Below are 26,649 nucleotides of genomic sequence, written 5' to 3'. Positions count from 1 at the left end.
GCCCGAGGGGTGTTGCATGGTGGGCTGTGGAAGCACAGCCCACCGCGGCACACGCCATCGAGACCGTCTTCCGGCTGGAGTCCCCGCGCGTCGTCGCCGGCGTCGCCCGGATCGTGCGGGATGTCGGCCTCGCCGAGGAACTCGCGCAGGACGCGCTGGTCGCCGCCCTGGAGCGGTGGCCCCGGGACGGCGTGCCCGACAACCCCGGCGCCTGGCTCATGGCCACCGCCCGGCACCGCGCCGTCGACCTGGTCCGGCGCCGCGAGACCTACGCCCGCAAGCTCGCGGAGGTCGGCCGGACCCTGCCGGACACGGTCCCGGCGCAAGAGCCCGCCGACCCGGACGGCATCGACGACGACCTGCTGCGGCTCGTCTTCACCACCTGCCACCCGGTGCTGTCGCCCGAGGCCCGCATCGCCCTCACCCTGCGCCTGCTCGGCGGCCTCACCACGGCGGAGATCGCCCGCGCCCACCTGGTCCCGGAGGCGACGGTCGCCCAGCGCATCGTCCGCGCCAAACGCACCCTCGCGACCCGCGGCGTCGCCTTCGAGGTGCCGTACGGACCCGACCGCGAGGCCCGCCTCGGCTCGGTCCTCGACGTCATCTACCTGATCTTCAACGAGGGCTACGCGGCCACCGCCGGCGACGACCTGCTGCGCCCCGGGCTCTGTGAGGACGCCCTGCGGCTGGCCCGGCTGCTGTCCGCCCTGATGCCCAAGGAACCGGAGGTGCACGGCCTGACCGCACTGCTGGAGTTCCAGGCCTCGCGCACCGCCGCCCGCACCGCCCCCGACGGCACCCCGGTCCTGCTGAAGGACCAGAACCGGCGCCGCTGGAACCGCATGCTCGTCACCCGCGGCATCGAGGCCCTCGCCCGCGCCGACGCCACCGCCGCCGGCGCACCCGGCCCCTACGCCCTCCAGGCGGCCATCGCCGCCTGCCACGCGCACGCGTACTCCTACGCGGAGACCGACTGGCGGACCATCGCCACCCTCTACGCGCTGCTCGCCGCCCGCGCCCCGTCGCCGGTCGTCGAGCTCAACCGCGCGGTCGCCGTGTCGATGGCCGAGGGACCGGCCGAAGCGCTCGGGCTCGTCGACGCCCTGGCCGCCGAACCCGCCCTGCGCGACTACCACCTGCTGCCCAGCGTCCGCGCCGACCTGCTGTCCCGCCTCGGCCGCACGGCGGAGGCCCGCGCGGAGTTCGAACGCGCCGCCTCCCTCACCCGCAACGAACGCGAACGCGCCCTGCTGCTGGCCCGGGCCGCGGAGGCCGGCTGAGGGCCCGGACGCGGCGCTCAGCGCGCCGGCCGGCCGACCAGCATCGTCGGGGCTCCCGCCACCCGGGTCAGGAAGACCGTGGCCGAGTGGGGGCCCTGCGGTTTGACCTTTCTGCGCAGCTCCTCCGGCTCGACCGCCGAGCCCCGCTTCTTCACGGTCAGGATGCCGACCTCGCGCTCGCGCAGCAGCGCCTTCAGCTTCTTGACGTTGAACGGGAGCCGGTCGGTGATCTCGTAGGCGGTGGCGTACGGGGTGCCGTGCAGCTCGTCGGAGGTGACGTAGGCGATGGTCGGGTCGATCAGACCACCGTCCAGATCCTCGGCCACCTCGGCGACCAGGTGGGCGCGGATCACGGCGCCGTCGGGCTCGTACAGGTACCGGCCCACCGGGCGTACCCCGGGGTCGGGCAGGCCCCGGCCGGGCAGGGTGCGCGGGCCCGGCAGCAGGGTGGCCCGCACGGTGCCGGGCGCCCCGGCGCCGAACCACAGCACCGCCTCCTTGACGTCCCCGCCGTCCGAGATCCACTCGGCCTCCGCCTCGGCCGGGATCGCCTCGTGCGGGACGCCGGGCGCGATCTTCAGGGCGGCCCGCGGCGCCTTCAGGGCCGCTCCGACGGCCCACGACAGCGGCGGCGAGTAGGCCTCGGGGTCGAAGACGCGGCCCCGGCCGCCGCGCCGGGCGGGGTCCACGAACACGGCGTCGTGGCCGCCCGTGTCCACGTCGGTCACGTCCGCCTCCCGCACCTCGATCAGCCCGGCGAGCCCCAGCGCCTCGGCGTTGGCCCGGGCCGCGGCCGCCGTCAGCGGGTCGCGGTCCACCGCCAGCACGCGGATCCCGGCCCGGGCCAGGGCGATCGCGTCGCCGCCGATCCCGCAGCACAGGTCGGCGACCGAGGTCACCCCCAGCCCCTTCATCCGCTCGGCGCGGTACGCGGCCACGCTCGCGCGGGTCGACTGCTCGACCCCGTTGGGCGTGAAGAACATCCGACCCGCGTCCTCGGCCCCGAACTTGGCCACCGCCCGCTGCCGCAGCCGCGCCTGGCCCAGCGCCGCCGACACCAGCTCGGCGGGGTGGTCCCGGCGCAGCCGGGTGGCGACGGCCAGTTCGTGCGCGGGGTCGGTGTCACGCACCTCGTCGAGCAGGGCGCGGCCTTCGGGGGTGAGGAGGAGGGCGAGGTCGTTCACCGGGTCATTGTGGGCCAGTCGGTGGATGGTGCGCCTCCTGCGGCGGTGTCGGGCCGGGTTCGGCGCCGGGGCCTGCGAGGATCCGACGCCATGCGAGAAGTAGTACAAAATGACAAAAAGCGGTCGTATGCCGGGCGTTCGTGCCTTCGGGGGGCCGCCCTCCGCTGCGGGGCGGCCGCCCTGGCCTCGGCCGCCCTCGTCGCCGGCTGCGGCTCCCCCGGCCAGAGTTCCGGCGCCCACCACGGACCCGGCCACGGCTCCGGCCAGGGCGGCCCCGCCCAGGCGCTCAGCCCCGAGGCGCGCCGCGCCGCCGAACAGGCCCGGCTGGCGGCCGCCGCCCGGCGCTGGAAGCTGGCCCGGGTGCCGCTCACACCCCCGGCTCCGCCGGCCGTCAAGCCGAAGATCACCCCGCGCGACGGCTTCGAGGTGGACGGCCAGGAGGAGGAGAACCTGCCCCCGGTCTTCACCACCGTCCCCACCGGCAAGAAGGTCGTCTTCCTCACCATCGACGACGGCGCCGAGAAGGACCCGGCGTTCCTGCGCATGATGAGCGACCTGAAGATCCCCTACTCGGCCTTCCTCAGCAACTACCTGGTGAAGGACGACTACGGCTACTTCCGCCGGATGCAGTCCGAGGGCCACACCCTCAACAACCACACCCTCACCCACCCGTATCTGCCCGGCCTCTCCTACGAGCAGCAGCGGGACGAGATCTGCGGCATGCAGGACATCATGAAGAAGCAGTTCGGCAAGGCGCCCACGATCTTCCGGCCGCCCTACGGCAACTACAACGGCGACACCCTGCGCGCCGCCAAGTCATGCGGGATCAAGTACGCGCCGATCTGGGACGAGGAGGTCTTCGTCGACCACTGGGAGTACCGCGACTGGGACCGCAGCCTGCACCCCGGCGACATCGTGCTCACCCACTTCCGCGGCCGCGACGACTGGGACGGCACGATGGTCGACGACATGCGCAGGTTCCTCGACAAGGTCACGCGCGAGGGATACGCCGTGGCGCGCCTGGAGGACTACCTGTGAGGCGCCGGGGGCGGCCGGCGGGCGGCCCGGTGCGAGCGCGGGCCGCCCCGGCGGCCGCGCTCGCCGCGGTCCTCCTGCTCGCCGGCTGCGCCCAGTCGGTCGACCCCATCGAGCGCCTGGGCAAGCGGGCGGCCCAGGGGGCCCGGCCGCCGAGCCCGGCCGCCGGCCAGGCGCACCGCCGCTGGGGCCTGGCCGCCCCGCTCGCCGTCCCGCCCAGCCACCCGGCCCGGCCGCCCGTCGCCCGCCGGGCGGACGCCCCGCCGCCGGTCGTGGACCACGTCGACACCACCGACCGGGTCGTCTTCCTCACCTACGACGACGGCGCCGGGCGGGACCCGCGGTTCGCCGACATGGTCCGCGAACTCCGGCTGCCGGTCAGCCTCTTCCTCGCCGACGGCGTGACGGACCCCGGCCACGGACGGTTCGCCCGGCTGCGCGCGGCCGGCGCCGCGATCGAGAACCGCGCCCCCGGCCACCCCGCGCTGCTCGGACTGCCCTACGCCGAACAGCGCGCCGAGATCTGCGGCCGGCGGGACAGGATCGGCTCCCGCTTCGGCGTCCGCCCCCGGCTCCTGCGGCCGCCCCGCGGCGCCTACGACACCACCACCCTGCGCGCCGCCGCCGCCTGCGGCGTCTCCGCCGTCGTCCTGTGGCGCGCCGCCCTCGGCCCCGACGGCGTCGTCCACCGCAGGGGTGCAGGGCGCCTGACCCCGGGCGACATCGTCCTCGTGGGCCCCGGCGAGGACGGCGGCCCCACCCTGACGGAACGCACCGCCCGCCTGCTGCGCCGCGCCCAGCGCCAGGGCCTGACGGTGGCCCGCCTCGAGGACTACCTGGCCTGACCACGCCCGCCCGGGGCACCCCCCACCGGCCCCGGCCGGCCGACGCGCCGCACCGCCATTGGCACTCCGCTTGACCGAGTGCTAATCGCGGTCATAGTCTCGGCTCTGGCACTCGGCAGATGAGAGTGCCAACCAGCGACGGGCAGGTCCGGCACCCGCGACGACGGATCCACCTGGTCGCCACCCCAGACAGTTAACCCCGTGAGATCTCCGAAGGGGGAGGTCGGACCGTGACGACCACCAGCTCCAAGGTTGCCATCAAGCCGCTCGAGGACCGCATCGTGGTCCAGCCGCTCGACGCCGAGCAGACCACCGCCTCTGGCCTGGTCATCCCGGACACCGCGAAGGAGAAGCCCCAGGAGGGCGCCGTCCTCGCCGTGGGCCCGGGCCGCTTCGAGAACGGCGAGCGCCTGCCGCTCGACGTCAAGGTCGGCGACGTCGTCCTGTACAGCAAGTACGGCGGCACCGAGGTGAAGTACAACGGCGAGGAGTACCTCGTCCTCTCGGCTCGCGACGTCCTCGCGATCATCGAGAAGTAAGTCACCTCGAGCACTTTTGATGCTTGACGCTGCGCCCCTGGCCCCCGCGACCACATAAGAGCCGGGCGCCCGGGGCGCAGTGCCTTTTTCACCCACAGATTTCCGAGAGGGCTCCCGCTGTCATGGCGAAGATCCTGAAGTTCGACGAGGACGCCCGTCGCGCCCTCGAGCGCGGCGTCAACAAGCTGGCCGACACGGTGAAGGTGACGATCGGCCCCAAGGGCCGCAACGTCGTCATCGACAAGAAGTTCGGCGCGCCCACCATCACCAACGACGGTGTCACGATCGCCCGTGAGGTCGAGATCGAGGACCCGTACGAGAACCTCGGCGCCCAGCTGGTGAAGGAGGTGGCGACCAAGACCAACGACATCGCTGGTGACGGCACCACCACCGCCACCGTGCTGGCCCAGGCGCTGGTGCGCGAGGGTCTGCGCAACGTCGCCGCCGGCGCCTCCCCGGCCCTGCTCAAGAAGGGCATCGACGCCGCGGTCAAGGCCGTCTCCGAGGACCTGCTCGCCTCGGCGCGCCCGATCGACGAGAAGTCCGACATCGCCGCCGTCGCCGCGCTGTCCGCCCAGGACCAGCAGGTCGGCGAGCTGATCGCCGAGGCCATGGACAAGGTCGGCAAGGACGGTGTCATCACCGTCGAGGAGTCCAACACCTTCGGTCTGGAGCTGGACTTCACCGAGGGCATGGCCTTCGACAAGGGCTACCTGTCGCCGTACTTCGTCACCGACCAGGAGCGTATGGAGGCCGTCCTCGACGACCCGTACATCCTGATCAACCAGGGCAAGATCAGCTCCATCCAGGACCTGCTGCCGCTGCTGGAGAAGGTCATCCAGTCGGGCGCCTCCAAGCCGCTGCTGATCATCGCCGAGGACGTCGACGGCGAGGCCCTGTCGACCCTGGTCGTCAACAAGATCCGCGGCACCTTCAACGCCGTCGCGGTGAAGGCCCCGGGCTTCGGCGACCGCCGCAAGGCCATGCTCCAGGACATCGCCACCCTCACCGGCGGCACCGTCATCTCCGAAGAGGTCGGCCTCAAGCTCGACCAGGTCGGTCTGGACGTGCTCGGCTCCGCCCGCCGCGTGACCGTCACCAAGGACGACACCACGATCGTCGACGGCGGCGGCAACTCCGGCGACGTCGCGGGCCGCGTCGCGCAGATCAAGGCCGAGATCGAGAACACCGACTCCGACTGGGACCGCGAGAAGCTCCAGGAGCGCCTCGCGAAGCTGGCCGGCGGCGTGTGCGTGATCAAGGTCGGCGCCGCCACCGAGGTGGAGCTGAAGGAGAAGAAGCACCGTCTGGAGGACGCCATCTCCGCGACCCGCGCCGCGGTCGAGGAGGGCATCGTCTCCGGTGGTGGCTCCGCTCTGGTCCACGCCGTCAAGGTCCTCGAGGGCAACCTCGACAAGACCGGCGACGAGGCCACCGGTGTCGCGGTCGTCCGCCGCGCCGCCGTCGAGCCGCTGCGCTGGATCGCGGAGAACGCCGGCCTGGAGGGTTACGTCATCACCTCCAAGGTCGCCGAGCTCGACAAGGGCCAGGGCTTCAACGCCGCCACCGGCGAGTACGGCGACCTGGTCAAGGCCGGCGTCATCGACCCGGTCAAGGTCACCCGCTCCGCCCTGGAGAACGCCGCCTCCATCGCCTCCCTCCTGCTCACGACCGAGACCCTGGTCGTCGAGAAGAAGGAAGAGGAGGAGCCGGCCGCGGCGGGCCACGGCCACGGCCACGCCCACTGAGGCACATCGGCGACGAGGCCCGGCACCCTTCGGGGTGCCGGGCCTCCCGCGTTCTCCGGCCCGAAAGCCCGCCGATCAGCTCGTCAGGGTGTCGAACATCCCCGGCTCGTACGAACCCCCGGGGTTGTGCACGATCACGTTCATCCGGGTGGACGCGTTGATCAGGGCGACCACGCAGACCAGCGCGCCGATCTGCTCGTCGTCGAAGTGCCTGCGCACCTCGGCCCACGTCTCGTCGGACACGCCCCGGTCGCCGAGCAGGGTGCCCTCCTCGGCGAGCGCCAGCGCGGCCCGCTCCGCCTCGGTGAACACGGTGGAGTGGCGCCAGGCGGCGACCAGGTGCAGCCGGAGCGCGGACTCACCGGCGGCCGCGGCCTCCTTGGTGTGGATGTCGACGCAGAAGCCGCAGCCGTTGAGCTGACCGACCCTCAGCTCCACCAGCTCCCGCAGGGCCTTCGGCAGCGTCGAATCCTCCAGAGCCAGCGACGTGCCGTAGAAGCGCTTGACGACCTTCGCGGCGGTCGGGCTGTCGAGCAGGTTGAAACGGGGTTCCATGGCCTTGTCCTCACTCGTGCGGTACCGCCGCGCGGATCGTTCGCGGCGTCCTGACGACCACGAGACGCCGCCCGCCCGGACCGTGTGACAGCCCCGGCGTGTGACGCGGTCCACCCGCCGTGGTGTCACACTCCGGCCGGTCGCGGCGTCTTGTGCGTGACACGGACGAGAGCCGACAGGGGAGTGGGCCATGACCGAGCAGAGCGCGCACACGGACGAGACCACCGGGCCGTCCGCCGGCCCGGACCCCGCCACGGAGACCTTCGTCGCGCACCGCAACCTGCTGTTCACCGTCGCCTACGAGATGCTCGGCTCGGCCGCCGACGCCGAGGACGTCCTCCAGGAGACCTGGCTGCGCTGGGCCGGCGTCGACCTCGGCGCGGTGCGCGACCGGCGTGCCTACCTGGTCCGCGTCACCACCCGCCAGGCGCTGACCCGGCTGCGCACGCTCCGCCGCCGCAAGGAGTCCTACGTCGGCCCCTGGCTCCCCGAGCCGCTGCTGACCGCGCCGGACGTGGCCGAGGACGTCGAGCTGGCCGACAGCGTCTCCATGGCGATGCTGCTGGTGCTGGAGACGCTGTCGCCGACCGAGCGCGCGGTGTTCGTCCTGCGCGAGGTGTTCGACCTGGGGTACGACGAGATCGCCGAGGCCGTCGACAAGAACCCGGCCGCGGTCCGCCAGATCGCCCACCGGGCACGGGCCCACGTGGCGGCCCGCCGTCCCCGCGAGGCCGTCTCCCCGGACCACGCCCGCGACGCGCTCGCGGCGTTCCGGCGGGCCGTCGAGACCGGGGAGCCGAGGGGCCTGCTCGACCTGATCGCACCGGACGTCGTCCTGCTGACCGACGGCGGCGGAGCCGTACCGGCCGCCCTGCGGCCCGTGGTGGGAGCCGCCGAGGTCATCCGGGTCCTGAACCGGATCGACACCGGGGTCTCCGTGCGACCGGCCCAGGTCAACGGCCACCCGGCCCTGCTCCTGCACCGCGGCGACGAACTCGACACCGTCATCGCCCTCCGCCTCGACGCCGGCCTCGTCACGGGCCTCTACGCGGTCCGCAACCCGGAGAAGCTGTCCCGGATCGGCCGGGAGACGGCGATCAGCCGGTGAGCAGCGGCGGGACGGGGGCGCCGGAGGCGCGCGCCGGCACGTGTGGGCCAGTACGTCACCTCGCCCGGGAAGCCGTCCGCCCCGACCCGCTCCGCCGGGGGACCGGCGAGGCGCCTGCCGCAGCACGGACAGGGGACGGCGTACGCCTCGGGCGCCCGCCCGTCGCTCTCCTCCCGCCCGCTCAGCGCCTGCCCGGGCCCGCGGGGCGGATCCGCCCGTAGGCCGCCCATCCGCGCACCGCGGCGGCGTCCGTGCCGCAGGCCAGCAGTCGCCAGGCCCGCGGTGTCCAGGCGAAGATCGCGTCCTGGTGGAAGCGGCGGCCGAGGTCACGCGCCGCGTGGTCGCTCAGGCCGACGAGGGCGACGCTCTCCTCACGGTGTGCGCCGCCCGCGTCGCCGCCCACGGCGGGCCACCAGGGGAGACCACGGCGGCGGAGCTCGTCGAGCAACCGGGACTGGGCGCGGCCGTTGTCGCGGTCCGACGCGGTACGGCCCAGCGGGTTCCACGCGGTCACCACGTGGATGGTGGCGCCGTCGGCCGCCGCCGGGAAGGCGCCCTCGGCCGTGCCCGAGGGGCGGGGTTCGACGCGGACGGTACGGTCCGGGAAGCGGATGTCGACGACCGCGGTCTCGTAGTGGATCCAGTTACGGGGCGCGCCGGCTGCGTCGATGTGCACAAGGGCCTCCTGAGGAACGAAGACCCCCTTGCCCGTCGCAGGGAGATCGGTGCTTGAACCCGGCCCGGCCGTGCTCGACCGGGCGGCCGGGCGGCAAGATCTCATGATCGCCGGCCCGGAGGCAAGGGGGTCGTGAAGATCTCGCGGTCGGTGCGAGCCCGGTGCTACCGCTCGACCGCCGCCTACTGCTCCAGCTCGTCCAGCGCCCCGAGCTGCTGCATGAGGCCGAGCTGGTCGTGCTGCCACCAGGTCTCGGTGATCTTGCCGTGGGCGTCGAAGCGGAAGAGGGTCATGCCGGTCATGGTGACCTGGCGGCCGGTCGCCGGGATGCCCAGGAAGTCGCCCGTGTGGGTCGCGTGCCAGGTCCAGCGCGCACAGGCCTGGTCGCCCTGGGCCAGCACGTCGTCGACGGTGAAGGCGAAGTCGAAGGCGGCGCGCCACATCCGGTACTCGCCGCGCACGCTGTCGAGACCGATGGTGTCCTGCGGGTTCACCGGGTCGTGGCTGTGGATGTCCTCGTCCAGCAGGTCGTTGAGCGGCGGCAGCTCGCCCTCGCTCTCCAGCGCCGCGAAGAGCCGCCGTACGGCGTCGAGGCCCAGCTGCTCGTCCCTGACGACGTCCAGGTCGGTGAACGTCGGGGTCTCGTCGCAGAGGGCGGCCATGTCCCGGAAGATCCTTCCGGTCTCCGGGAGGCTCGAGTTCCGCATCGCCTCCTCGTACGACGGGACCTCCACCACCTCGACGATGTGCGACGCGTCCGAGCGGTCCTTGGCGACCACCGCGTGCGTCGCCGTGCGCCGTCCCTTGCTCTGGGTGACCCAGTCGTCCATCAGCCGGTTCATCTCGTCCAGCCGGCTCGTCCTGCACTCGATGAGCTGTACGAAGGTCATGTCACCGCCTCCGGCCCCCCTGGTCGGGTACCGACCCGACCATCCTCCCACCGGATCGGCGGCGCCACCCGTGCTACTGGGGCCCGTACTTGCGGCCCGTCCGCGAGCTGACCCCGCCCAGCAGACCGCGCGGGGTGACCTTCACCAGCCCCATCAGCGCCTTGTAGCGCGGGTCCGGGATGGACACCGACTTCCCGCGCGCGAGGTCGGCCAGCGCCGCCGCGACCAGCTTGTCCGCGTCCAGCCACATCCAGCCTGGGATGTTGTCCGTGCCCATCCCGGCCCGCTCGTGGAACTCGGTGCGCACGAAGCCGGGGCACAGCGCCATCAGCCGGACCCCGCTGCCGGCCAGGTCCTTCGCCGCGCCCTGGGTGAACTGCACGACCCACGCCTTCGAGGCGCCGTAGGTGCCCCGGGGCAGGAAGGCGGCCACCGACGCCACGTTGACCACACCGCCCCGGCCGCGCTCGCGCATCGGCCCGGCGGCCGCAGCGGTCAGCCGCAGCACCGCCTCGCAGTGCACCTTGAGCATCCTCAGCTCGTCGGCCATGGGCACGTCGAGGAAGCGGCCCTTGTTGCCGAAGCCGGCGTTGTTGATCAGCAGGTCGACCGGGTTGCGCCGGTCACCGAGCCGGTCGGCCACCCGCTCGATGCCCTTGTCCTCGGCGAGGTCGGCGGTCAGCACCTCCACCTCGACGCCGTGCCGGTCGTGCAGCTCGGTCGCCTGCTCGCGCAGCCGCTTGGTGTCCCGCGCCACCAGGACGAGGTCGTGCCCGTCCGCCGCGAGGCGGCGCGCGAACGCGGCACCGATCCCCGCCGTCGATCCCGTAATCAGAGCCGTTGTCATGGCCCAAGCGTAGTGACCCGGAGCGGCCGCGTCCGCCGGCGGTGACGGCCGCTCAGCGGGCCCGGTCGGCGACGTACTTCCGGGCCGCGGCCAGGGTCTCGGCGTGCAGCGCCTCGCCGGCCGCGAGCAGCCCGGGCAGCAGTTCCCGCTCGGTGGTGACCGCGCGGAACTGCGTCGCCACGGTCACCCCGTGGTCCGGCCGGTGCAGGATCTCGACGGAGTCGCCCGCCCGTATCTCTCCCGGCTCGATCACCCGCAGGTAGGCGCCGGTCGCGCCCTTCCGGGTGAATCTCCTCACCCATCCCCGTTCGGCCAGATGGCCCTGGAAAGTGCGGCACGGGATGCGTCCGGAGGTGACTTCCAGTACGACCCCCGAACCGATCCGCCAGCGCTCACCGATCAGCGCCCCGGACACGTCCAGGCCGCCCGTCGTCAGGTTCTCGCCGAAGCAGCCGTTGGGCAGCGTCCGGCCCAGCTCGCGCTCCCACTCGTCGAGGTCCTCGCGCGCGAAGGCGTACACCGCCTGGTCGTCACCGCCGTGGTGCCGGGTGTCGCACACCGCGTCCCCGGCGACACCGCTCGCGCCGGTCCCCTTGGGGCCGGGCGCCGCCACCCGCACCGGCCCGTCGGCGGGCCGCTTGTCGATGCCCGTCAGGCCCTGCGGCTGGTCCGTGTACGGCACCGCCCGTGGGCTGCCCAGGTTGACCGAGAGAAGCTTCATGCCGGCACGGTACGGGAGCGGACCCCAAAGCGTCGACGCGATATCGGGTGCCGCACCCAAGCCCGGCTTATGCTTAGGAGGTGATCGAGGCCCGTCATCTCCGCGTCCTGCGCGCCGTCGCCACCACCGGCTCCTTCTCCGCCGCGGGGCGCGAGCTGGGCTGCACCCAGCCCGCCGTCAGCCAGCAGATGAAGGCCCTCGAAGGCTCGGTCGGCACCCCGCTGCTGGTCCGCAGCGGCCGCGAGATGCGGCTGACCCAGGCCGGCGAGGCCCTGGTCCGGCACGCCTCCGGCATCCTCGCCGGGCTCACCGCGGCCGAGGAGGAGGTCGCCGCGATCGCGGGCCTGCGTGCCGGCCGGGTCCGGCTCGTCTCCTTCCCCAGCGGCAGCTCCACCCTGGTGCCCACCGCCCTGGCCGCCCTGCGCGCCGCCCACCCGGGCACCCGCGTCTCCCTGGAGGAGGCCGAGCCGCCGAGATCCGTGGAGCTGCTGCGCGAGGGCGACTGCGACCTGGCGCTCGCCTTCCGCTACGAGGGCGCGGCGGTCGCCGAGGAGTGGGACGACCTCGTCGTACGGCCCCTGCTGACGGACCGCCTGGTCGCCCTGGTGCCCGAGCGGCACCCGCTCGCGCGCGCGGAGTCCGTCGGCATCGGGGAGCTGGCCCGGGAGCCCTGGATCGCGGGCTGCCCGCGCTGTCGCGGCCAGTTGGTCGAGGTGTGCGAGAGCGCCGGCTTCACGCCACGCATCGACTTCGCCACCGACGACTACCCGGCGGTGGTCGGCCTGGTGGGCGCGGGACTCGGGGTCGCCGTCCTGCCGCAGCTCGCGGTGGAGTCGGTACGGCCGAGAGGGGTGCGCACGGTGGGCCTGGAACCGGCGGTCCGGCGGCAGATCGTCGCCCTCACCCTGCCCGACCTGGCACAGGTGCCGGCCGTGGCGGCGACGCTGGAGCAGCTCGCCCGGGCGGCGGGGCGGGAGTAGGGGTACGGCGGCAGAGTCACGGGCACGCGGTCGGCGTGCCCGGTGGGGGGATGGGAAGCACCCGGTGGTCTGTGGGTGCAGAAACGTTTCCTTCAGTGATGAGGGGCGGTGTCGCCGCTGGTGGTCGAGGCCGCCACCAGACGGTTGCGGGCCCGCCCCATCAACTCCTCACGCTCGTCCTCGGTCAGGCCGCCCCAGACTCCGTACGGCTCGCGTACCGCCAGCGCATGCGCGGCGCACTCCGCACGGACCGGGCACCTCATGCAGACCTCCTTGGCCGAGTTCTCTCGAGCGCTCCGAGCCGCCCCGCGCTCGCCCTCAGGGTGAAAGAAGAGCGAGCTGTCCACTCCGCGGCAGGCAGCCAGCAGCTGCCAGTCCCACAGGTCCGCGTTCGGTCCGGGAAGGCGGGAGAAATCTGCCATTACGTGACCCCTTGTAGCCGTTCTGGGCGGATCCGGTGCCAACGACCGTACATCTCCGGTCTAAGGAGATGAAAATATGACTCATTGCGAATCTAGCTCCAGACACTGAGAAATGGGAGCAAAAGCGACTAAATGGGGCATAGGTTGTGATGAAAAGTTGAGAGTCCGTTGGGCATGTCTGCACCGTGTCGAGACCCTCACGTAGAGTGCCGAAGACGGCATGTAGCCCCGTAACTCTTTCGAGTGACCGTCGTTGAGAGTGCGGAGGCGGTTGAAAACACAAGCGCTCGGGCAGGCGTCCGAGGCGGTCGACCGCACAGGTGACGATTCCGTACCAGCCTGGAGGCTCAAGGTGACGCGCATCAGCTGCGGAGGGCGGTCATGACTTCCGTCCTCGTCTGCGACGACTCCCCGCTTGCCCGAGAGGCGCTGCGCCGCGCGGTGGCGACCGTGCCCGGCGTCGAGCGCGTGACCACGGCGGCCAACGGCGAGGAAGTCCTCCGCCGCTGGGGCGCCGACCGCTCCGACCTGATCCTGATGGACGTGCGCATGCCCGGCCTGGGCGGCGTCGAGACCGTGCGCCGCCTGCTGTCCGCCGACCCGGGCGCGCGCATCATCATGCTGACGGTCGCCGAGGACCTCGACGGTGTGGCCCTCGCGGTCGCCGCCGGCGCCCGCGGCTACCTGCACAAGGACGCCTCGCGCGCGGAGCTGCGCGCCACGGTGACGCAGGCCCTCGCCGACCCCACCTGGCGGCTGGCGCCGCGCCGTCTGCGCTCGGCGGAGATGGGCGCGGCGCCCACCCTCACCGCACGCGAGATCCAGGTGCTGGAGGGCATGAGCCACGGCCGCTCCAACGCCGAGATCGGCCGTGAGCTGTTCCTCTCCGAGGACACCGTGAAGACGCACGCCCGCCGCCTGTTCAAGAAGCTCGGCGCCTCGGACCGGGCCCACGCGGTGGCACTCGGCTTCCGCTGGGGACTGGTCCGGTAGCGCGCGCCGCGGCACACGGCCGCGGCCGGCCCCCGGCGGTCCCCGTCGGCATGCGGCGGACGGGCCGAAGCGCGGCCGGGGGCGAGGCGGTGCGGTGGCGGGACGGCGGGCGGGTGCGAGTGCCGCTCGGCGACCTGTCGGCAGCCGCCCGCGGCGCGGTCCGCTACCCGTGTCCGTGGCCGGAGGTCATGCGACCGAAGGGCGCGCAGCCGTTCGAGCGAGGCTGTTGTCCCGTCGTGTGCGTGGTGACTGTGGGTGACGGGTCCGGCCTCCGCCGGACTCCGGTGCCGGTCCTCCGGTCGCCTCCCCGGCGATCGGCCGGTCGGCCGCCATCCGCCGCGACGGCTCGGCCGCTCGCCGCCGGTCCGCCGACCGGGGTGCGAAGCGCGCGGGCACGGGCTGCCGGCGGGCGGTGGGAGGCGCGTGGACGGAGCCGGGCGAGGCGGTCCGCGGACGCCCGCTGCTCGTTTCGGCGCGGATGCCGCATCCTTGAGTTGTGGAGTCTCTCGGGGACGAGTCGGTCGAGCGGAAGGGGAGGGCGCAGGGGATGAGTGCCGGCGCACCTACTCATAACGCTTCGGTGCACAACCACGGGCACGATGCGACGGACCCATCGGCCGCAGGGCACCATGGACCGATGCGCGACGACGAGGCGGGCACGGCCCCTGGGGCGTTCGGTGCGCTCGTGCATCGCGCCGTCGACGGCGACGCCCAGGCCACGCACGACCTGCTCGCGCACGTCCACCCCCTGGCGCTGCGCTACTGCCGCACCCGGCTGTCCCGGCTGCCCGGCGACGCGCGCCACTTCGTGGAGGACCTCGCCCAGGAGGTCTGCGTCGCGGTGCTGCTCGCCCTGCCCCGCTACCGGGACACCGGCCGCCCCTTCGAGGCCTTCGTCTTCGCCATCGCCTCGCACAAGGTGGCCGATCTCCAGCGCGCCGCGATGCGCCACCCGGGCTCCACGGCCGTCCCCTCGGACGAGATGCCGGAGCGCCCCGACGACTCCCTCGGCCCCGAGGAGCGCGCCCTGCTCAGCAGCGACGCCGAGTGGGCCAAGAAACTGCTGGCCAACCTGCCCGAGAACCAGCGGGAGCTGCTCCTGCTGCGCATCGCCGTGGGCTTGACCGCGGAGGAGACGGGGCAGATGTTGGGAATGTCACCCGGCGCGGTCCGGGTCGCCCAGCACAGGGCGCTCAGCCGCCTGCGCGCGCTGGCCGAGCAGTAACCCCCCTGGACGGAGCCGTCGGAGCTCCCTCCGCTGAACGGGCACGCCCCCGTTCCCGTACGAACATACGAAGCCTGAAGCGGCGCCCTGACGTGGAATTTGCTAGCGAAGCTTGCCGTTAGCATGGACATCCGCACCGATCAAGGCCATTTGGGGAAGGTGTCATGACTGCAAACGTCGACGGAGTGCCCGGAAAATTCGCGACACTCGGGCTGACCTACGACGACGTGCTGCTGCTGCCGGGCGCATCCGAGGTGCTCCCCAACGCGGTCGACACCTCGTCCCGCATCTCCCGCAACGTCCGGGTGAACATCCCGCTGCTCTCGGCGGCGATGGACAAGGTGACCGAGTCCCGCATGGCGATCGCGATGGCGCGGCTGGGCGGCGTCGGCGTGCTGCACCGCAACCTCTCCGTCGAGGACCAGGTCAACCAGGTCGACCTGGTGAAGCGGTCCGAGTCCGGCATGGTCACCGACCCGATCACGGTGCACCCCGAGGCCACGCTCGCCGAGGCGGACGCGCTGTGCGCCAAGTTCCGCATCAGCGGTGTGCCGGTCACCAACCCCGCCGGCAAGCTGCTCGGCATCGTGACCAACCGCGACATGGCCTTCGAGAGCGACCGCACCCGCCGCGTGCACGAGGTCATGACCCCGATGCCGCTGGTCACCGGCAAGGTCGGCATCTCCGGCCCGGAGGCCATGGAGCTGCTGCGGAAGCACAAGATCGAGAAGCTGCCGCTGGTGGACGACGAGGGCGTCCTCAAGGGCCTGATCACGGTCAAGGACTTCGTCAAGGCCGAGAAGTACCCCAACGCCGCGAAGGACGCCGAGGGCCGGCTGCTCGTCGGCGCGGCGGTCGGCGCCAGCCCCGAGGCGCTGGAGCGCGCCCAGGCGCTGGCCGGGGCCGGTGTGGACTTCCTGGTCGTCGACACCTCGCACGGCCACAACAGCAACGCCCTGAGCTGGATGTCCAAGATCAAGTCGAGCGTGAACGTCGACGTGGTCGGCGGCAACGTCGCCACCCGCGACGGCGCCCAGGCGCTGATCGACGCCGGTGTGGACGGCATCAAGGTGGGCGTCGGCCCGGGCTCGATCTGCACCACCCGAGTCGTCGCCGGCATCGGCGTCCCGCAGGTCACCGCCATCTACGAGGCCTCCCTTGCGGCCCGTTCCGCCGGTGTCCCGCTGATCGGCGACGGCGGCCTGCAGTACTCCGGCGACATCGGCAAGGCGCTGGCCGCCGGCGCCGACACGGTGATGCTGGGCAGCCTCCTCGCCGGCTGTGAGGAGTCCCCGGGCGAGCTGCTCTTCATCAACGGCAAGCAGTTCAAGTCGTACCGCGGCATGGGCTCGCTGGGCGCCATGCAGTCCCGCGGCCAGGGCCGGTCGTACTCCAAGGACCGCTACTTCCAGGCCGACGTCACCGCCGACGAGAAGCTCGTGCCCGAGGGCGTCGAGGGCCAGGTGCCCTACCGCGGCCCGCTCGCCAACGTGCTGCACCAGCTCGTCGGCGGCCTGCGCCAGACCATGGGCTACGTGGGCGCCGCCACCATCGAGGAGATGGAGTCCAAGGGCCGCTTCGTGCGGATCACCTCGGCGGGTCTGAAGGAGAGCCACCCGCACGACATCCAGATGACGGTCGAGGCGCCGAACTACAGCAACAAGAAGTGACGCACGCGCGCGCGTGACGGGTATCGGCGGCGGCCCCGGAACCTCCGGGGCCGCCGTTGCCGTGCCCGTCGGCGATACTGGAAGACGCTGAACGCATCAGGGAAAGGCCAAGACGTGACTGAGATCGAGATCGGGCGCGGCAAGCGCGGCCGCCGGGCGTACGCCTTCGACGACATCGCCGTCGTCCCCAGCCGCCGTACGCGGGACCCGAAGGAGGTCTCGATCGCCTGGCAGATCGACGCCTACCGGTTCGAGCTGCCGTTCCTGGCCGCCCCCATGGACTCGGTCGTCTCCCCGGCCACCGCGATCCGCATCGGCGAGCTGGGCGGTCTGGGCGTACTGAACCTCGAGGGCCTGTGGACGCGGCACGAGAACCCGCAGCCGCTGCTCGACGAGATCGCCGAGCTGCCCGCCGAGCGGGCGACCCGCCGCCTCCAGGAGATCTACGCGGCTCCCGTCAAGGAGGAGCTGATCGGCGCCCGCATCAAGGAGGTGCGCGACTCCGGCGTGGTCACGGCGGCCGCGCTCTCCCCGCAGCGCACCGCCGAGTTCTCCAAGGCGGTCGTGGACGCGGGCGTGGACATCTTCGTCATCCGCGGAACGACGGTCTCCGCGGAGCACGTGTCGTCCTCGCACGAGCCGCTGAACCTCAAGCAGTTCATCTACGAGCTGGACGTCCCGGTGATCGTGGGCGGCTGCGCCACCTACACCGCGGCCCTGCACCTGATGCGCACCGGCGCGGCGGGCGTGCTGGTGGGCTTCGGCGGCGGCGCCGCGCACACCACGCGCAACGTGCTCGGCATCCAGGTCCCGATGGCGACGGCGGTCGCCGACGTGGCCGCGGCCCGCCGCGACTACATGGACGAGTCCGGCGGCCGGTACGTGCACGTGATCGCCGACGGCGGCGTCGGCTGGTCCGGCGACCTGCCCAAGGCGATCGCCTGCGGCGCCGACTCCGTGATGATGGGCTCCCCGCTGGCCCGCGGCACGGACGCGCCCGGCAAGGGCCACCACTGGGGCATGGAGGCCGTCAACGAGGAGCTGCCCCGCGGCCAGAAGGTCGACCTGGGCACGGTCGGCACCATCGAGGAGATCCTCACCGGCCCGTCCCACACCCCCGACGGCTCCATGAACTTCTTCGGCGCCCTGCGCCGCGCCATGGCCACCACCGGCTACAGCGAGCTGAAGGAGTTCCAGCGGGTCGAGGTGACGGTCGCGGACAGCCAGCACCGCCGCTGAGCCTTCTGAGCACCGCAAGGGCCGGCCGTCCAGCAGGACGACCGGCCCTTTCGTGTCTCCGTGCGCACCCGCAGCCGCGGTCCCGCCCCTCATGCCGCCGGCGCGCTCCTCTTCACAACCGGTGCGCCGCCCCCGTGGGGGCCGCGCCCCTGGTGTCCAGGAGGAGTTGCGCCTTCACCGACAGGCCCTGCAGGTCGTAGGTGCGGTGGTGCTGGAGCAGGATCGTCAGGTCGGCGTCGGCGACCGCCTCGTACAGGGCGTCGGCCCGCGGGACCGGGCGGTCGAGGACGCTCCACGCGTGCACGTACGGGTCGTGGAAGCTCACGGACGCGCCCAGCTCGGTCAGCCGCACCGCGATCTCGCGCGCGGGCGTGCCCTGGAGGTCGGCGATGTCGGGCTTGTAGGTGACGCCGAGCAGCAGCACGCGGGCCCCGCGCGCGGACTTGCCGTGCTCGTTGAGGAGGGTGGCGGCGCGCCGGACGACGTACTCGGGCATGCGGTCGTTGACCTGCTGGGCGAGTTCCACCATGCGCAGGGTGCGGGTCGCGTGGCCGGTCAGGTCCTGGGGGAGGCCGTGGCCGCCGACGCCCGGGCCCGGCCGGAAGGCCTGGAAGCCGAACGGCTTGGTCTCCGCGCAGCGCAGGACGTCCCACAGGTCGACGCCCAGCTCGTGGCAGAGCACGGCCATCTCGTTGACCAGCGCGATGTTCACGTGCCGGTAGTTCGTCTCCAGCAACTGCACCGTCTCCGCCTCGCGCAGCCCGCGCGCGCGGACCACCTTGTCGGTCAGCCGCCCGTAGAAGGCGGCGGCCGACTCGGTGCAGGCCGGGGTGAGGCCGCCGATGACCTTGGGCGTGTTGACGGGGTTGCGGTCGCGGTTGCCGGGGTCGACCCGGCTGGGCGAGTAGGCGAGGTGGAAGTCGCGTCCGGCGCGGAGCCCGGATCCCTCTTCCAGCAGGGGGCGCAGGAACTCCTCGGTGGTGCCGGGCAGCACGGGTGACTCCAGGATGACCGTGGTGTGCGGGCGGAGCCGCTGGGCGAGCGTGCGGGCGGCACCCTCCACCTGACCGAGGTCCATCCCGCCGTCGGCGCCGCGCGGAGTGGGCGCGCAGATCACCGCGGTGCGCACCCGGCCGAGCTGGGCCGGGTCGGTGCCCGGCAGGAATCCGGTGGAGCGCATCCGGCGCAGCTCGGCGGGGCTGAGCGAGCCGGCCTCGGGGCCGGTGGCGTACCCGATGGTCGGGATGCCTGCGGCGACGGCGGCCTGGGCGAGCGGCAGGCCGTACGGACCGAGTCCGATCACGGCGAGGTCTGCGGGCATGGGGCGTGGGCCGTCCTTCCCAGTAGCCGAAGCGGAACAGGTGCGCAACCGCTGTGAGCAGCATGTACGAGCGCACTGTCACACTAGGAGTAAATATGACCGTTATGTGGGATTGTGTTCGTGTGTCTCCCGGGTCGTTGCGCGGACGTTGTCCACAGGTCGCGGGCGCGTGGTGGCCGGTGCAGGACGAGCCGGTCAGAATTTGGGCATGAGGAGGGGGTGAACGGGCTTCGCCCACCGCGGGTGCGGCCGACGCGGAGCGAGACGTCCGACAGCGGGAGGCAGCGGTGAGGACAGCGACTCTGGGCCCGGAGCGGCGCGCCGAGGCACTGGCGGCGATGGCGGAACGCGAACTGGACGTGCTGGTGGTCGGCGGCGGAGTGGTGGGCGCCGGCACCGCGCTGGACGCCGTCACCCGTGGTCTGTCCACCGGCCTGGTCGAGGCCCGCGACTGGGCGTCCGGCACCTCCAGCCGGTCCAGCAAGCTCATCCACGGCGGCCTGCGCTACCTGGAGATGCTCGACTTCGCCCTCGTCCGCGAGGCGCTGAAGGAACGCGGCCTGCTGCTGGAGCGGCTCGCCCCGCACCTGGTCAAACCGGTGCCGTTCCTCTACCCGCTCCAGCACAAGGGCTGGGAGCGGGTGTACGCCGGGTCCGGCGTCGCGCTCTACGACGCGATGTCGATGGCCCGCGGGCACGGCCGGGGCCTGCCCCTGCACCGGCACCTGACCCGCCGTCACGCCCTGCGCGTCGCGCCGTGCCTGAAGAAGGACGCCCTGGTCGGCGCGCTGCAGTACTACGACGCCCAGATGGACGACGCCCGCTTCGTCACCAACCTGGTGCGCACGGCGGTGTCCTACGGCGCGCGGGTCGCCAACCGGGCCCGCGTCACCGGGTTCCTGCGTGAGGGCGAGCGGGTCGTCGGCGCCCGGGTGCAGGACGTGGAGGGCGGCGGGGAGTACGAGATCCGCGCCAAGCAGGTCGTCAACGCCACCGGTGTGTGGACGGACGACACCCAGGCCATGGTGGGGGAGCGGGGCCAGTTCCACGTCCGCGCCTCCAAGGGCATCCACCTGGTCGTGCCCAAGGACCGCATCCACTCCACCACCGGTCTGATCCTGCGCACCGAGAAGTCGGTCCTGTTCGTCATCCCCTGGGGCCGGCACTGGATCGTCGGCACCACGGACACCGGCTGGGACCTCGACAAGGCCCACCCGGCCGCCTCCAGCGCCGACATCGACTACCTGCTGGAGCACGTCAACTCGGTGCTCGCCGTGCCGCTCAGCCGGGACGACGTGCAAGGGGTGTACGCCGGACTGCGCCCGCTGCTGGCCGGCGAGTCGGACGCCACCAGCAAGCTGTCCCGCGAGCACACCGTGGCGCATCCCGCGCCCGGCCTGGTGGTCGTGGCGGGCGGCAAGTACACGACGTACCGGGTGATGGCGAAGGACGCCGTCGACGAGGCCGTGCACGGGCTCGACACGCGCGTCGCCGACTGCGTCACCGAGGAGATCCCGCTGCTCGGCGCCGAGGGGTACCGGGCGATGTGGAACGGCCGGGCGCGGATAGCCGCCCGCACCGGTCTGCACGTGGTCCGGGTGGAGCACCTGCTGAACCGGTACGGCTCCATGGCGGAGGAGGTCCTGGACCTCATCGCCGCCGACCCGACGCTGGGCGAGCCGCTGCGGGCCGCCGACGACTATCTGCGCGCCGAGGTCGTGTACGCCGCCTCGCACGAGGGCGCCCGGCACCTGGACGACGTGCTCACCCGCCGCACCCGCATCTCCATCGAGACCTTCGACCGGGGCACCCGCAGCGCCCGCGAGGCCGCCGAGCTGATGGCGCCCGTCCTCGGCTGGGACAAGGGCCAGATCGAGCGCGAGGTGGAGCACTACGAGAAGCGGGTGGAGGCCGAGCGGGAGTCCCAGCTCCAGCCGGACGACCTGACGGCGGACGCGGCCCGGCTGGGAGCGCCGGACATCGTGCCGCTGTAGCCGGAACCGGTGCGGCCGGAACCACCCGGACGAGTGAGCCGGGCCGGGATCTCCGCCGCCGGCCCGGCCGTTGTACCCGGTGCGAGGACGGATCCGGCGGCGCGCGGGGCGGGTCCGGGCGCCTGGTGCGCCGGGGTTCTGCGGGTGCCGGAAAGGATGTCGGAGAGCGGCCGGGGCGGGCTGGGAGGGGCGAGTGGGGCGCATGGTCTGACGCGGACTCAAGGTGACGGTGCGGCGGGTGTTCCGGTGTGCGCGGCCCCCGGCGCGGCAGTGGGCACCCTGGGCGTCGGGCACTTGTCGGGTGAGAGACAATGGAGGCTCTGTCAGGGCGGGTTGCATGAGGGGACGCATGTCGGAGGCGGAGCGGGCGGGAACATCCCGTCAGGAGACTCGTCAGGGCAAGAACGAGGGTCGTCTCCTCGCCGGGCGGTACCGGCTGGGAGACGTGCTGGGCCGCGGCGGCATGGGCACGGTGTGGCGCGCCGAGGACGAGACCCTCGGTCGCACGGTCGCCGTCAAGGAGCTGCGGTTCCCGTCGAACATCGACGAGGAGGAGAAGCGGCGTCTGATCACGCGCACCCTGCGCGAGGCCAAGGCGATCGCCCGGATCCGCAACAACAGCGCGGTGACGGTCTTCGACGTGGTCGAGGAGGACGACCGGCCGTGGATCGTCATGGAGCTGGTCGAGGGCAAGTCCCTGGCCGAGGTCATCCGTGAGGACGGCCTGCTGGAGCCCAAACGAGCGGCCGAGGTGGGCCTCGCCGTCCTCGACGTGCTGCGCTCCGCGCACCGCCAGGGCATCCTGCACCGGGACGTGAAGCCGTCCAACGTGCTGATCGCCGAGGACGGCCGGGTCGTGCTCACCGACTTCGGCATCGCGCAGGTCGAGGGCGACCCGTCCATCACCTCCACCGGCATGCTGGTCGGCGCCCCCTCCTACATCTCCCCGGAGCGCGCCCGCGGGCACAAGCCCGGTCCCGCGGCCGACCTGTGGTCCCTGGGCGGCCTGCTGTACGCGTCCGTCGAGGGTCTGCCGCCGTACGACAAGGGCTCGGCGATCGCCACGCTGACCGCGGTGATGACCGAGCCCCTGGAGGAGCCCAAGAACGCCGGCCCGCTCAGGGACGTCATCTACGGCCTGCTCAACAAGGACCCGGCGCAGCGGCTCGACGACGCCGGCGCCCGGACCATGCTCAACGCGGTGATCCACGCGCCGGAGCCCGAGCCGATGGACGCCACCCGTGTCGTCCCGCTGCCGGCGCAGCCCGGCGCCCCGGAAGGCAAGCCGGGCCAGGAGGCCGGGGAGAAGCTGCGCGGAGCCCTGCGCTCGGTCCGCAAGGCGGCCGGGGCGGCCACCGCGGCGGCGGCCGTGCGGGCGAAGAGCAACAGCGGGACGGCCGCTTCGGGTACCGGCGCCGCGGACACCGAGGGCGGTGCGGGCGCCGCGGAGCGCGGTCGGACCGGCGCCGCCGCGGGTGCGGGCGCCGGCGCCGGCGCGCGGGGGCGGCAGGCCGGCCCCGCCCAGGGCTCCCCGTCCGCGCCGAACTCCGATGCGACCAAGCCCAGTTCCGGGTGGCCCGTGGTGCCGCCGCCGGACCTGGACCTGCCGCCGCGGCCGGTGCCCAGAGCGCCGCTCACCGACGTGGTGCCCAGGCGGACCCTGGTGATCATCGCGGTCGTGGTCGCGCTGGCGGTGATCGGCACCGTACTGGCCGTCGTGTTCGGCGGCGGTGACGACAAGAGCGGCGACCGCGGCAGCGGCGCCAAGGCGGCGCCGAGCGCGAGTGCCTCCACCAAGGAGGACAAGAACACGGGCGGCGAGAGCAGCCCCGGCGACGGCGCCCGGACCGACGGGAGCGCCTCGGCCTCCGCGTCGTCCGGCTCGTCGTCGGACGACGGGGCGAGCGCGAGCGCCTCCGGCGACAGCGGGGACTCCGGCTCGTCCGGCTCGAAGGGCGGCGGCAGCGCGCCCGTCGCGTCGACCCACAAGGGCGGCCAGGGGTACTCGATCGGGCTGCCCAAGGGCTGGAAGTACGAGTCCACCGGACGGGCCGGGGACCGCTACACGGGTCCCGACGGACAGACGCTGCTGGTGGCTTGGACCAGCACGCCCAAGAACGACCCGGTGGCGGACTGGAAGAGCCAGGAGCGCTACATGGTGCGTTCCCAGTACCAGCGGATCCGCATAGAGAAGGTCGACTACCGCGACTGGAACACCGCCGACTGGGAGTTCACCTACTCCGACAACGGCACGCGGTACCGCACGATCGACCGCGGTTTCGTGGTGAACGGGCATCTCGGCCACGCGCTGATGTACACCGCCAAGGCCGGGAAGTGGCAGAGCGACCTGCGCAAGGACACCTGGCGGACGCTGACGAAGTCCTTCGAGCCCAAGTCGTGACATGACCGAGCCCGGTTCGGATCCGTGAGAATCCGTCATCCCCTCAATGCGGGTTGCCTCCGGCACGTATCGTGAATGGTTGCGGACCGTACGGAGCCGGATGCGGACGCGGAACGGACCGTAGTGGAACGGATCTGAACGACCAGGCGGCCGGGGGAGGCAACGTGGACGACTACGCGGGCCGGGTGCTCGCGGACCGCTACCGCCTGCCGCTGCCGCCGTCCGACGAGTACGAACTGACCGAGACCCGGGCGTTCGACACCTACAGCGGCCAGGAGGTGCTGGTCCGTCAGGTGCCGCTGCCCGAGGTCGTCGAGGCCGAGGTGCTCGACTCCGAGGGGCTGCCCGAGGGCTTCACGGCCCGCGAGCGCGGCGGCCGCCGCTCACCCGCCGCCCGCACGGCCACCCGCCGCCCGTCGGACCCCGCGGTGCGGCGCGCCGTCGAGGCCGCGCAGGCGGCGGCCCGCATCCCCGACCATCCGCGGCTCGACCAGGTCTTCGACGTGTTCGCCGAGGGCGGCTCGCTGTGGATCGTCAGCGAGTGGGTGGCCGCCCGGCCCCTGTCCGCGCTGCTGGCCGAGCAGCCGCTGGCGCCGTACCGGGCGGCCGAGGTCGCCTCCGACGTCCTCATGGCACTGCGCGTGCTGCACGCCCACGGCTGGACGCACCGCAACATCACCGCCCGCACGGTCCTCGTCTGCGACGACGGCCGGGTGATGCTGACCGGACTCGCGGTCGGCGCGGCGGAGGAGGCGCTGTGCGGGTACGACCCGGTGCCGGCCCAGGACGGGCCGCAGGACCCGCTCGGGCCGGCCGGTGACGGCGGCGGTACGGACGTCCGGGCCCCCGGCGGACACCTTCCCGGCGCCCCGGGCAGCTCAGGAAGTCAGGGGTTCGGCGGCGCGCCCGGGCCCGCCGAGCCGGTTCCGTCCCCCGACGCCGATCCCGAGGCCGCGCGGCGTGCCGCGATCCAGGCGCGGGCGGCCGGCGGGCTGCCGGTGCCGGGCGGTGCTCCCCCGGGGACTGTCGCGGTGCCGCCGTCCGGACGCCGGGCCCTGGAGAGCGGCGACGACGTCCGTGCCGCCCGCGCCGGGGCGATAGCCGCCTACCGCGCCGGCACCCGTGCCGCCGCCCGGGTGCAGGAGGCCCAGCAGAACGGCCGCGCCGCGCTGCCCGGCGCCCGTCCGCCCGCCGAGGGCGACACCGGGGCCGCGGGCGCGGCGCAGCAGCCGTACTCAGCCGGCCGGACCGCGATCCCGCCCGGCCGGACGGCCGACCCCCACGGCGCGCCCGGCACCGCCTGGCACGGCGCCGCACCCCGCACCGCCCCGGCCGGCGACCCGCAGCGACCGGGACTGCCGTCCGGCGACGACACGGCCTCCGGCTCGGGGCGCCTGCCGTTGCCCGGCCAGGCGCCCCCGCCCGGATACGGGAGCGCCGGCTCCGGCCAGTCGCCCGCGCCCACGTCGTACGGGGCTCCTGGCCCTGGTCAGCCATTCGCCTCTGGGCACGGGGCTTCCGGCCCCGGCGCCATGGTCCCGGGTCAGTCGTCCGCGCCCGGATACGGCGCACCCGGCCCCGGTCACGACGTCGCCCCGCGCGGCAACCCCTCCGCAGCGGGCTCCGGGTGGGACGACCCCGGGGCCGGGAGTGGCGCCGCGCGGCGTGGCCCCGGCACCGCGCTCGCCGCCGAGCGGGCCCGGCAGGTGCGGATGACCGTGGTCGGGCCGGTCACCGAGCGCTGGGCGCCGGAGCAGGCGGGCCCCGTGCACGAGAACTGGCAGTTGGCCGCGCCGATCGGGCCCGCCACCGACCTCTGGGCGCTGGGCGCGCTGCTCTTCCGCGCCGTCCAGGGACACGCCCCCTATCCCGAGGAGTCCACGGCCGAGCTGGTGCAGCTCGTGTGCGCGGAGCCGCCCGCCTTCGCCGAGGAGTGCGGGCCGCTGCGCCCGGTCGTGGAGTCGCTGCTGCGTCAGGACCCCACCGACCGGCCGGACTTCGAGGAGCTGAGCGGCTGGCTGCGCTCCCTGGTGCGCTCGGCGCCCGAGCCGGACGCCGGCGCCCATGTGGTGCCCGTGCCGCCCGCCGACCCCAACCGCCTGCCGATCGTCCGGCGGCGCGGCGAACTCGTACGGCGGCGGCGTGCCCGGGTGCCCGCCACCCATCCGCACGGGCGGCACAAACGCGCCGCCGAGCAAGCGCGTTCTCCCCGCAGCCTGGGCAGGCTGCTGCTCCTGCTGGTCTTTCTTCTGCTGGCCGGCGCGGTGGCGTACGCGATGCTGTTCATGCCCAAGCAGGGCGAGAGCGGCGCCGGCGGCGACCGCACCGGCAGCGCCGGTGAGGCGAGTCCGGCGCCCTCGCCCTCCGAACGGCCCTCATCCGCGGGGCCGTCCGATTCCGGTCCCTCGGCGTCCGCACCCGCCGCAGAGACCCAGACCGGCGGCGACCCCTCCGTCGCCGACGGGTTCACCCTGCGCAAGGACCCGGACGGCTTCCGCATCGCCGTCGCCAAGGGCTGGGATCGCTCACCGAAGAACGGCAGCGGCCAAGTCGTCTACTCCCACGGGGACTTCGAGCTGCTCGTCGTACCCGGACGGGACGGAACGGGCGGCTACGGCAGCGATCCGATGGTCTACCAGCGGGACAAGGAGCGCGAACTCCAGCCGTACCGGGACTCCAGCTGGGCCACGGCCACCGGCCTGCGGACCATCGAGGTCGGCGGACGGACCATGGCAGAGGGCCAGTTCACCTGGACCGACGGACAGGGCCGCGACCGGTACGTGCGCAACATGGCGATCCTGCTGAACGGCCGCTACCACATCGTCCAGGTCCGGGGCCCGGAGGCCGAGCGCGACGAGGTGACACGGCTGTACGAGCAAGCTACCGCGACGTACCGCTACACGGGTTGAGCGCCCCGTATACCGCCTGCGTGAAACGGTGTTGGGGTCCGCCCGCGCGCCGGAAGCGGTAACCGTC

Annotated in this window: 22 protein-coding genes; 14 read left to right on the top strand and 8 right to left on the bottom strand. The window is 73.2% G+C overall.

Translation table 11 applies throughout. The features are described 5' to 3' along the window. The first annotated feature begins 26 nt into the window (after positions 1–26). On the top strand, positions 27–1,280 hold the full coding sequence (locus ACZ7JA_RS03065; protein ID WP_470806971.1) for an RNA polymerase sigma factor: 1,254 nt from the start codon (positions 27–29) through the stop codon (positions 1,278–1,280). A 17-nt stretch (positions 1,281–1,297) separates the two neighbouring features. Here ACZ7JA_RS03065 and ACZ7JA_RS03060 read toward each other — a convergent pair whose 3' ends face one another. Beyond that, positions 1,298–2,464 carry a THUMP-like domain-containing protein gene (locus tag ACZ7JA_RS03060; RefSeq protein WP_351672065.1) on the bottom strand — a complete coding sequence of 389 codons (1,167 nt, stop codon included), beginning with the start codon at positions 2,462–2,464 and terminating at the stop codon, positions 1,298–1,300. 90 nt (positions 2,465–2,554) lie between these two features. Here ACZ7JA_RS03060 and ACZ7JA_RS03055 point away from each other — a divergent pair, with 90 nt between their 5' ends. From ACZ7JA_RS03055 to groL, 4 genes are all read left to right on the top strand, one after another. Beyond that, the gene (locus ACZ7JA_RS03055) at positions 2,555–3,502 is read left to right on the top strand and encodes a polysaccharide deacetylase family protein (protein ID WP_351672067.1); all 948 of its coding nucleotides are present in this window, start codon (positions 2,555–2,557) and stop codon (positions 3,500–3,502) included. A gap of 29 nt (positions 3,503–3,531) precedes the next feature. Further along, on the top strand, positions 3,532–4,344 hold the full coding sequence (locus ACZ7JA_RS03050; protein ID WP_470806967.1) for a polysaccharide deacetylase family protein: 813 nt from the start codon (positions 3,532–3,534) through the stop codon (positions 4,342–4,344). A 230-nt stretch (positions 4,345–4,574) separates the two neighbouring features. Next, positions 4,575–4,883 (top strand): co-chaperone GroES, encoded by a 309-nt coding sequence (groES, locus tag ACZ7JA_RS03045; RefSeq protein ID WP_020132158.1) that lies wholly within the window; start codon positions 4,575–4,577, stop codon positions 4,881–4,883. 122 nt (positions 4,884–5,005) lie between these two features. Continuing rightward, positions 5,006–6,631, top strand: a complete 1,626-nt coding sequence (gene groL, locus ACZ7JA_RS03040) for a chaperonin GroEL (protein ID WP_351672073.1) — start codon at positions 5,006–5,008, stop codon at positions 6,629–6,631. Positions 6,632–6,706: 75 nt separating this feature from the next. On the opposite strand, the gene ACZ7JA_RS03035 is transcribed toward groL, so the two are convergent. Continuing rightward, entirely contained in the window at positions 6,707–7,186 is a 480-nt protein-coding gene (locus ACZ7JA_RS03035; RefSeq protein WP_351672076.1) for a carboxymuconolactone decarboxylase family protein, read from the bottom strand. A gap of 190 nt (positions 7,187–7,376) precedes the next feature. Between ACZ7JA_RS03035 and ACZ7JA_RS03030 the strand changes: the two genes are divergently transcribed. Further along, entirely contained in the window at positions 7,377–8,294 is a 918-nt protein-coding gene (locus tag ACZ7JA_RS03030) for an RNA polymerase sigma-70 factor (protein ID WP_470806964.1), read from the top strand. A 181-nt stretch (positions 8,295–8,475) separates the two neighbouring features. On the opposite strand, the gene ACZ7JA_RS03025 is transcribed toward ACZ7JA_RS03030, so the two are convergent. The 4 genes from ACZ7JA_RS03025 to ACZ7JA_RS03010 all read right to left on the bottom strand — a co-directional run bounded on the left by ACZ7JA_RS03025 (position 8,476) and on the right by ACZ7JA_RS03010 (position 11,428). Next, on the bottom strand, positions 8,476–8,970 hold the full coding sequence (locus tag ACZ7JA_RS03025; protein ID WP_351672082.1) for a DUF3293 domain-containing protein: 495 nt from the start codon (positions 8,968–8,970) through the stop codon (positions 8,476–8,478). Between the two features lie 182 nt (positions 8,971–9,152). Beyond that, entirely contained in the window at positions 9,153–9,860 is a 708-nt protein-coding gene (locus ACZ7JA_RS03020; RefSeq protein ID WP_470806962.1) for an ester cyclase, read from the bottom strand. Positions 9,861–9,933: 73 nt separating this feature from the next. Then, positions 9,934–10,707 (bottom strand): SDR family NAD(P)-dependent oxidoreductase, encoded by a 774-nt coding sequence (locus ACZ7JA_RS03015; protein ID WP_450750849.1) that lies wholly within the window; start codon positions 10,705–10,707, stop codon positions 9,934–9,936. Positions 10,708–10,759: 52 nt separating this feature from the next. Next, the gene (locus ACZ7JA_RS03010; RefSeq protein WP_389303706.1) at positions 10,760–11,428 is read right to left on the bottom strand and encodes an MOSC domain-containing protein; all 669 of its coding nucleotides are present in this window, start codon (positions 11,426–11,428) and stop codon (positions 10,760–10,762) included. An 80-nt stretch (positions 11,429–11,508) separates the two neighbouring features. Between ACZ7JA_RS03010 and ACZ7JA_RS03005 the strand changes: the two genes are divergently transcribed. Next, the gene (locus tag ACZ7JA_RS03005; RefSeq protein ID WP_351672094.1) at positions 11,509–12,408 is read left to right on the top strand and encodes a LysR family transcriptional regulator; all 900 of its coding nucleotides are present in this window, start codon (positions 11,509–11,511) and stop codon (positions 12,406–12,408) included. 92 nt (positions 12,409–12,500) lie between these two features. On the opposite strand, the gene ACZ7JA_RS03000 is transcribed toward ACZ7JA_RS03005, so the two are convergent. Continuing rightward, positions 12,501–12,830: a WhiB family transcriptional regulator gene (locus ACZ7JA_RS03000; RefSeq protein WP_199211640.1), complete on the bottom strand. Its 330-nt coding sequence runs from the start codon at positions 12,828–12,830 to the stop codon at positions 12,501–12,503. A gap of 381 nt (positions 12,831–13,211) precedes the next feature. Between ACZ7JA_RS03000 and ACZ7JA_RS02995 the strand changes: the two genes are divergently transcribed. The 4 genes from ACZ7JA_RS02995 (at position 13,212) to ACZ7JA_RS02980 (ending at position 17,957) form a co-directional block, all read left to right on the top strand. Further along, a complete protein-coding gene (locus ACZ7JA_RS02995) occupies positions 13,212–13,823 on the top strand; it encodes a response regulator transcription factor (RefSeq protein WP_003948568.1) in 612 nt (203 codons plus the stop codon). Positions 13,824–14,460: 637 nt separating this feature from the next. Then, positions 14,461–15,048, top strand: a complete 588-nt coding sequence (locus ACZ7JA_RS02990; protein WP_351672097.1) for a sigma-70 family RNA polymerase sigma factor — start codon at positions 14,461–14,463, stop codon at positions 15,046–15,048. Positions 15,049–15,212: 164 nt separating this feature from the next. Beyond that, positions 15,213–16,718: an IMP dehydrogenase gene (gene guaB, locus ACZ7JA_RS02985; protein WP_351672100.1), complete on the top strand. Its 1,506-nt coding sequence runs from the start codon at positions 15,213–15,215 to the stop codon at positions 16,716–16,718. A gap of 114 nt (positions 16,719–16,832) precedes the next feature. Next, positions 16,833–17,957, top strand: coding sequence for a GuaB3 family IMP dehydrogenase-related protein (locus ACZ7JA_RS02980; protein ID WP_351672103.1), 1,125 nt, complete (start codon positions 16,833–16,835; stop codon positions 17,955–17,957). A 112-nt stretch (positions 17,958–18,069) separates the two neighbouring features. On the opposite strand, the gene ACZ7JA_RS02975 is transcribed toward ACZ7JA_RS02980, so the two are convergent. Further along, positions 18,070–19,278, bottom strand: a complete 1,209-nt coding sequence (locus ACZ7JA_RS02975) for a nucleotide sugar dehydrogenase (protein WP_389303711.1) — start codon at positions 19,276–19,278, stop codon at positions 18,070–18,072. 287 nt (positions 19,279–19,565) lie between these two features. Between ACZ7JA_RS02975 and ACZ7JA_RS02970 the strand changes: the two genes are divergently transcribed. The 3 genes from ACZ7JA_RS02970 to ACZ7JA_RS02960 all read left to right on the top strand — a co-directional run bounded on the left by ACZ7JA_RS02970 (position 19,566) and on the right by ACZ7JA_RS02960 (position 26,582). Continuing rightward, on the top strand, positions 19,566–21,272 hold the full coding sequence (locus ACZ7JA_RS02970) for a glycerol-3-phosphate dehydrogenase/oxidase (RefSeq protein WP_470806959.1): 1,707 nt from the start codon (positions 19,566–19,568) through the stop codon (positions 21,270–21,272). 349 nt (positions 21,273–21,621) lie between these two features. After that, positions 21,622–23,673: a serine/threonine-protein kinase gene (locus ACZ7JA_RS02965; protein ID WP_450750845.1), complete on the top strand. Its 2,052-nt coding sequence runs from the start codon at positions 21,622–21,624 to the stop codon at positions 23,671–23,673. 164 nt (positions 23,674–23,837) lie between these two features. Further along, positions 23,838–26,582 (top strand): protein kinase, encoded by a 2,745-nt coding sequence (locus ACZ7JA_RS02960; protein WP_470806958.1) that lies wholly within the window; start codon positions 23,838–23,840, stop codon positions 26,580–26,582. Positions 26,583–26,649: the final 67 nt, after the last annotated feature.

This window comes from Streptomyces sp. NPDC038135, assembly GCF_055601245.1.
The sequence above is the reverse complement of the archived record's forward strand: the minus strand, read 5'-3'. Positions and strand labels throughout refer to the sequence as shown.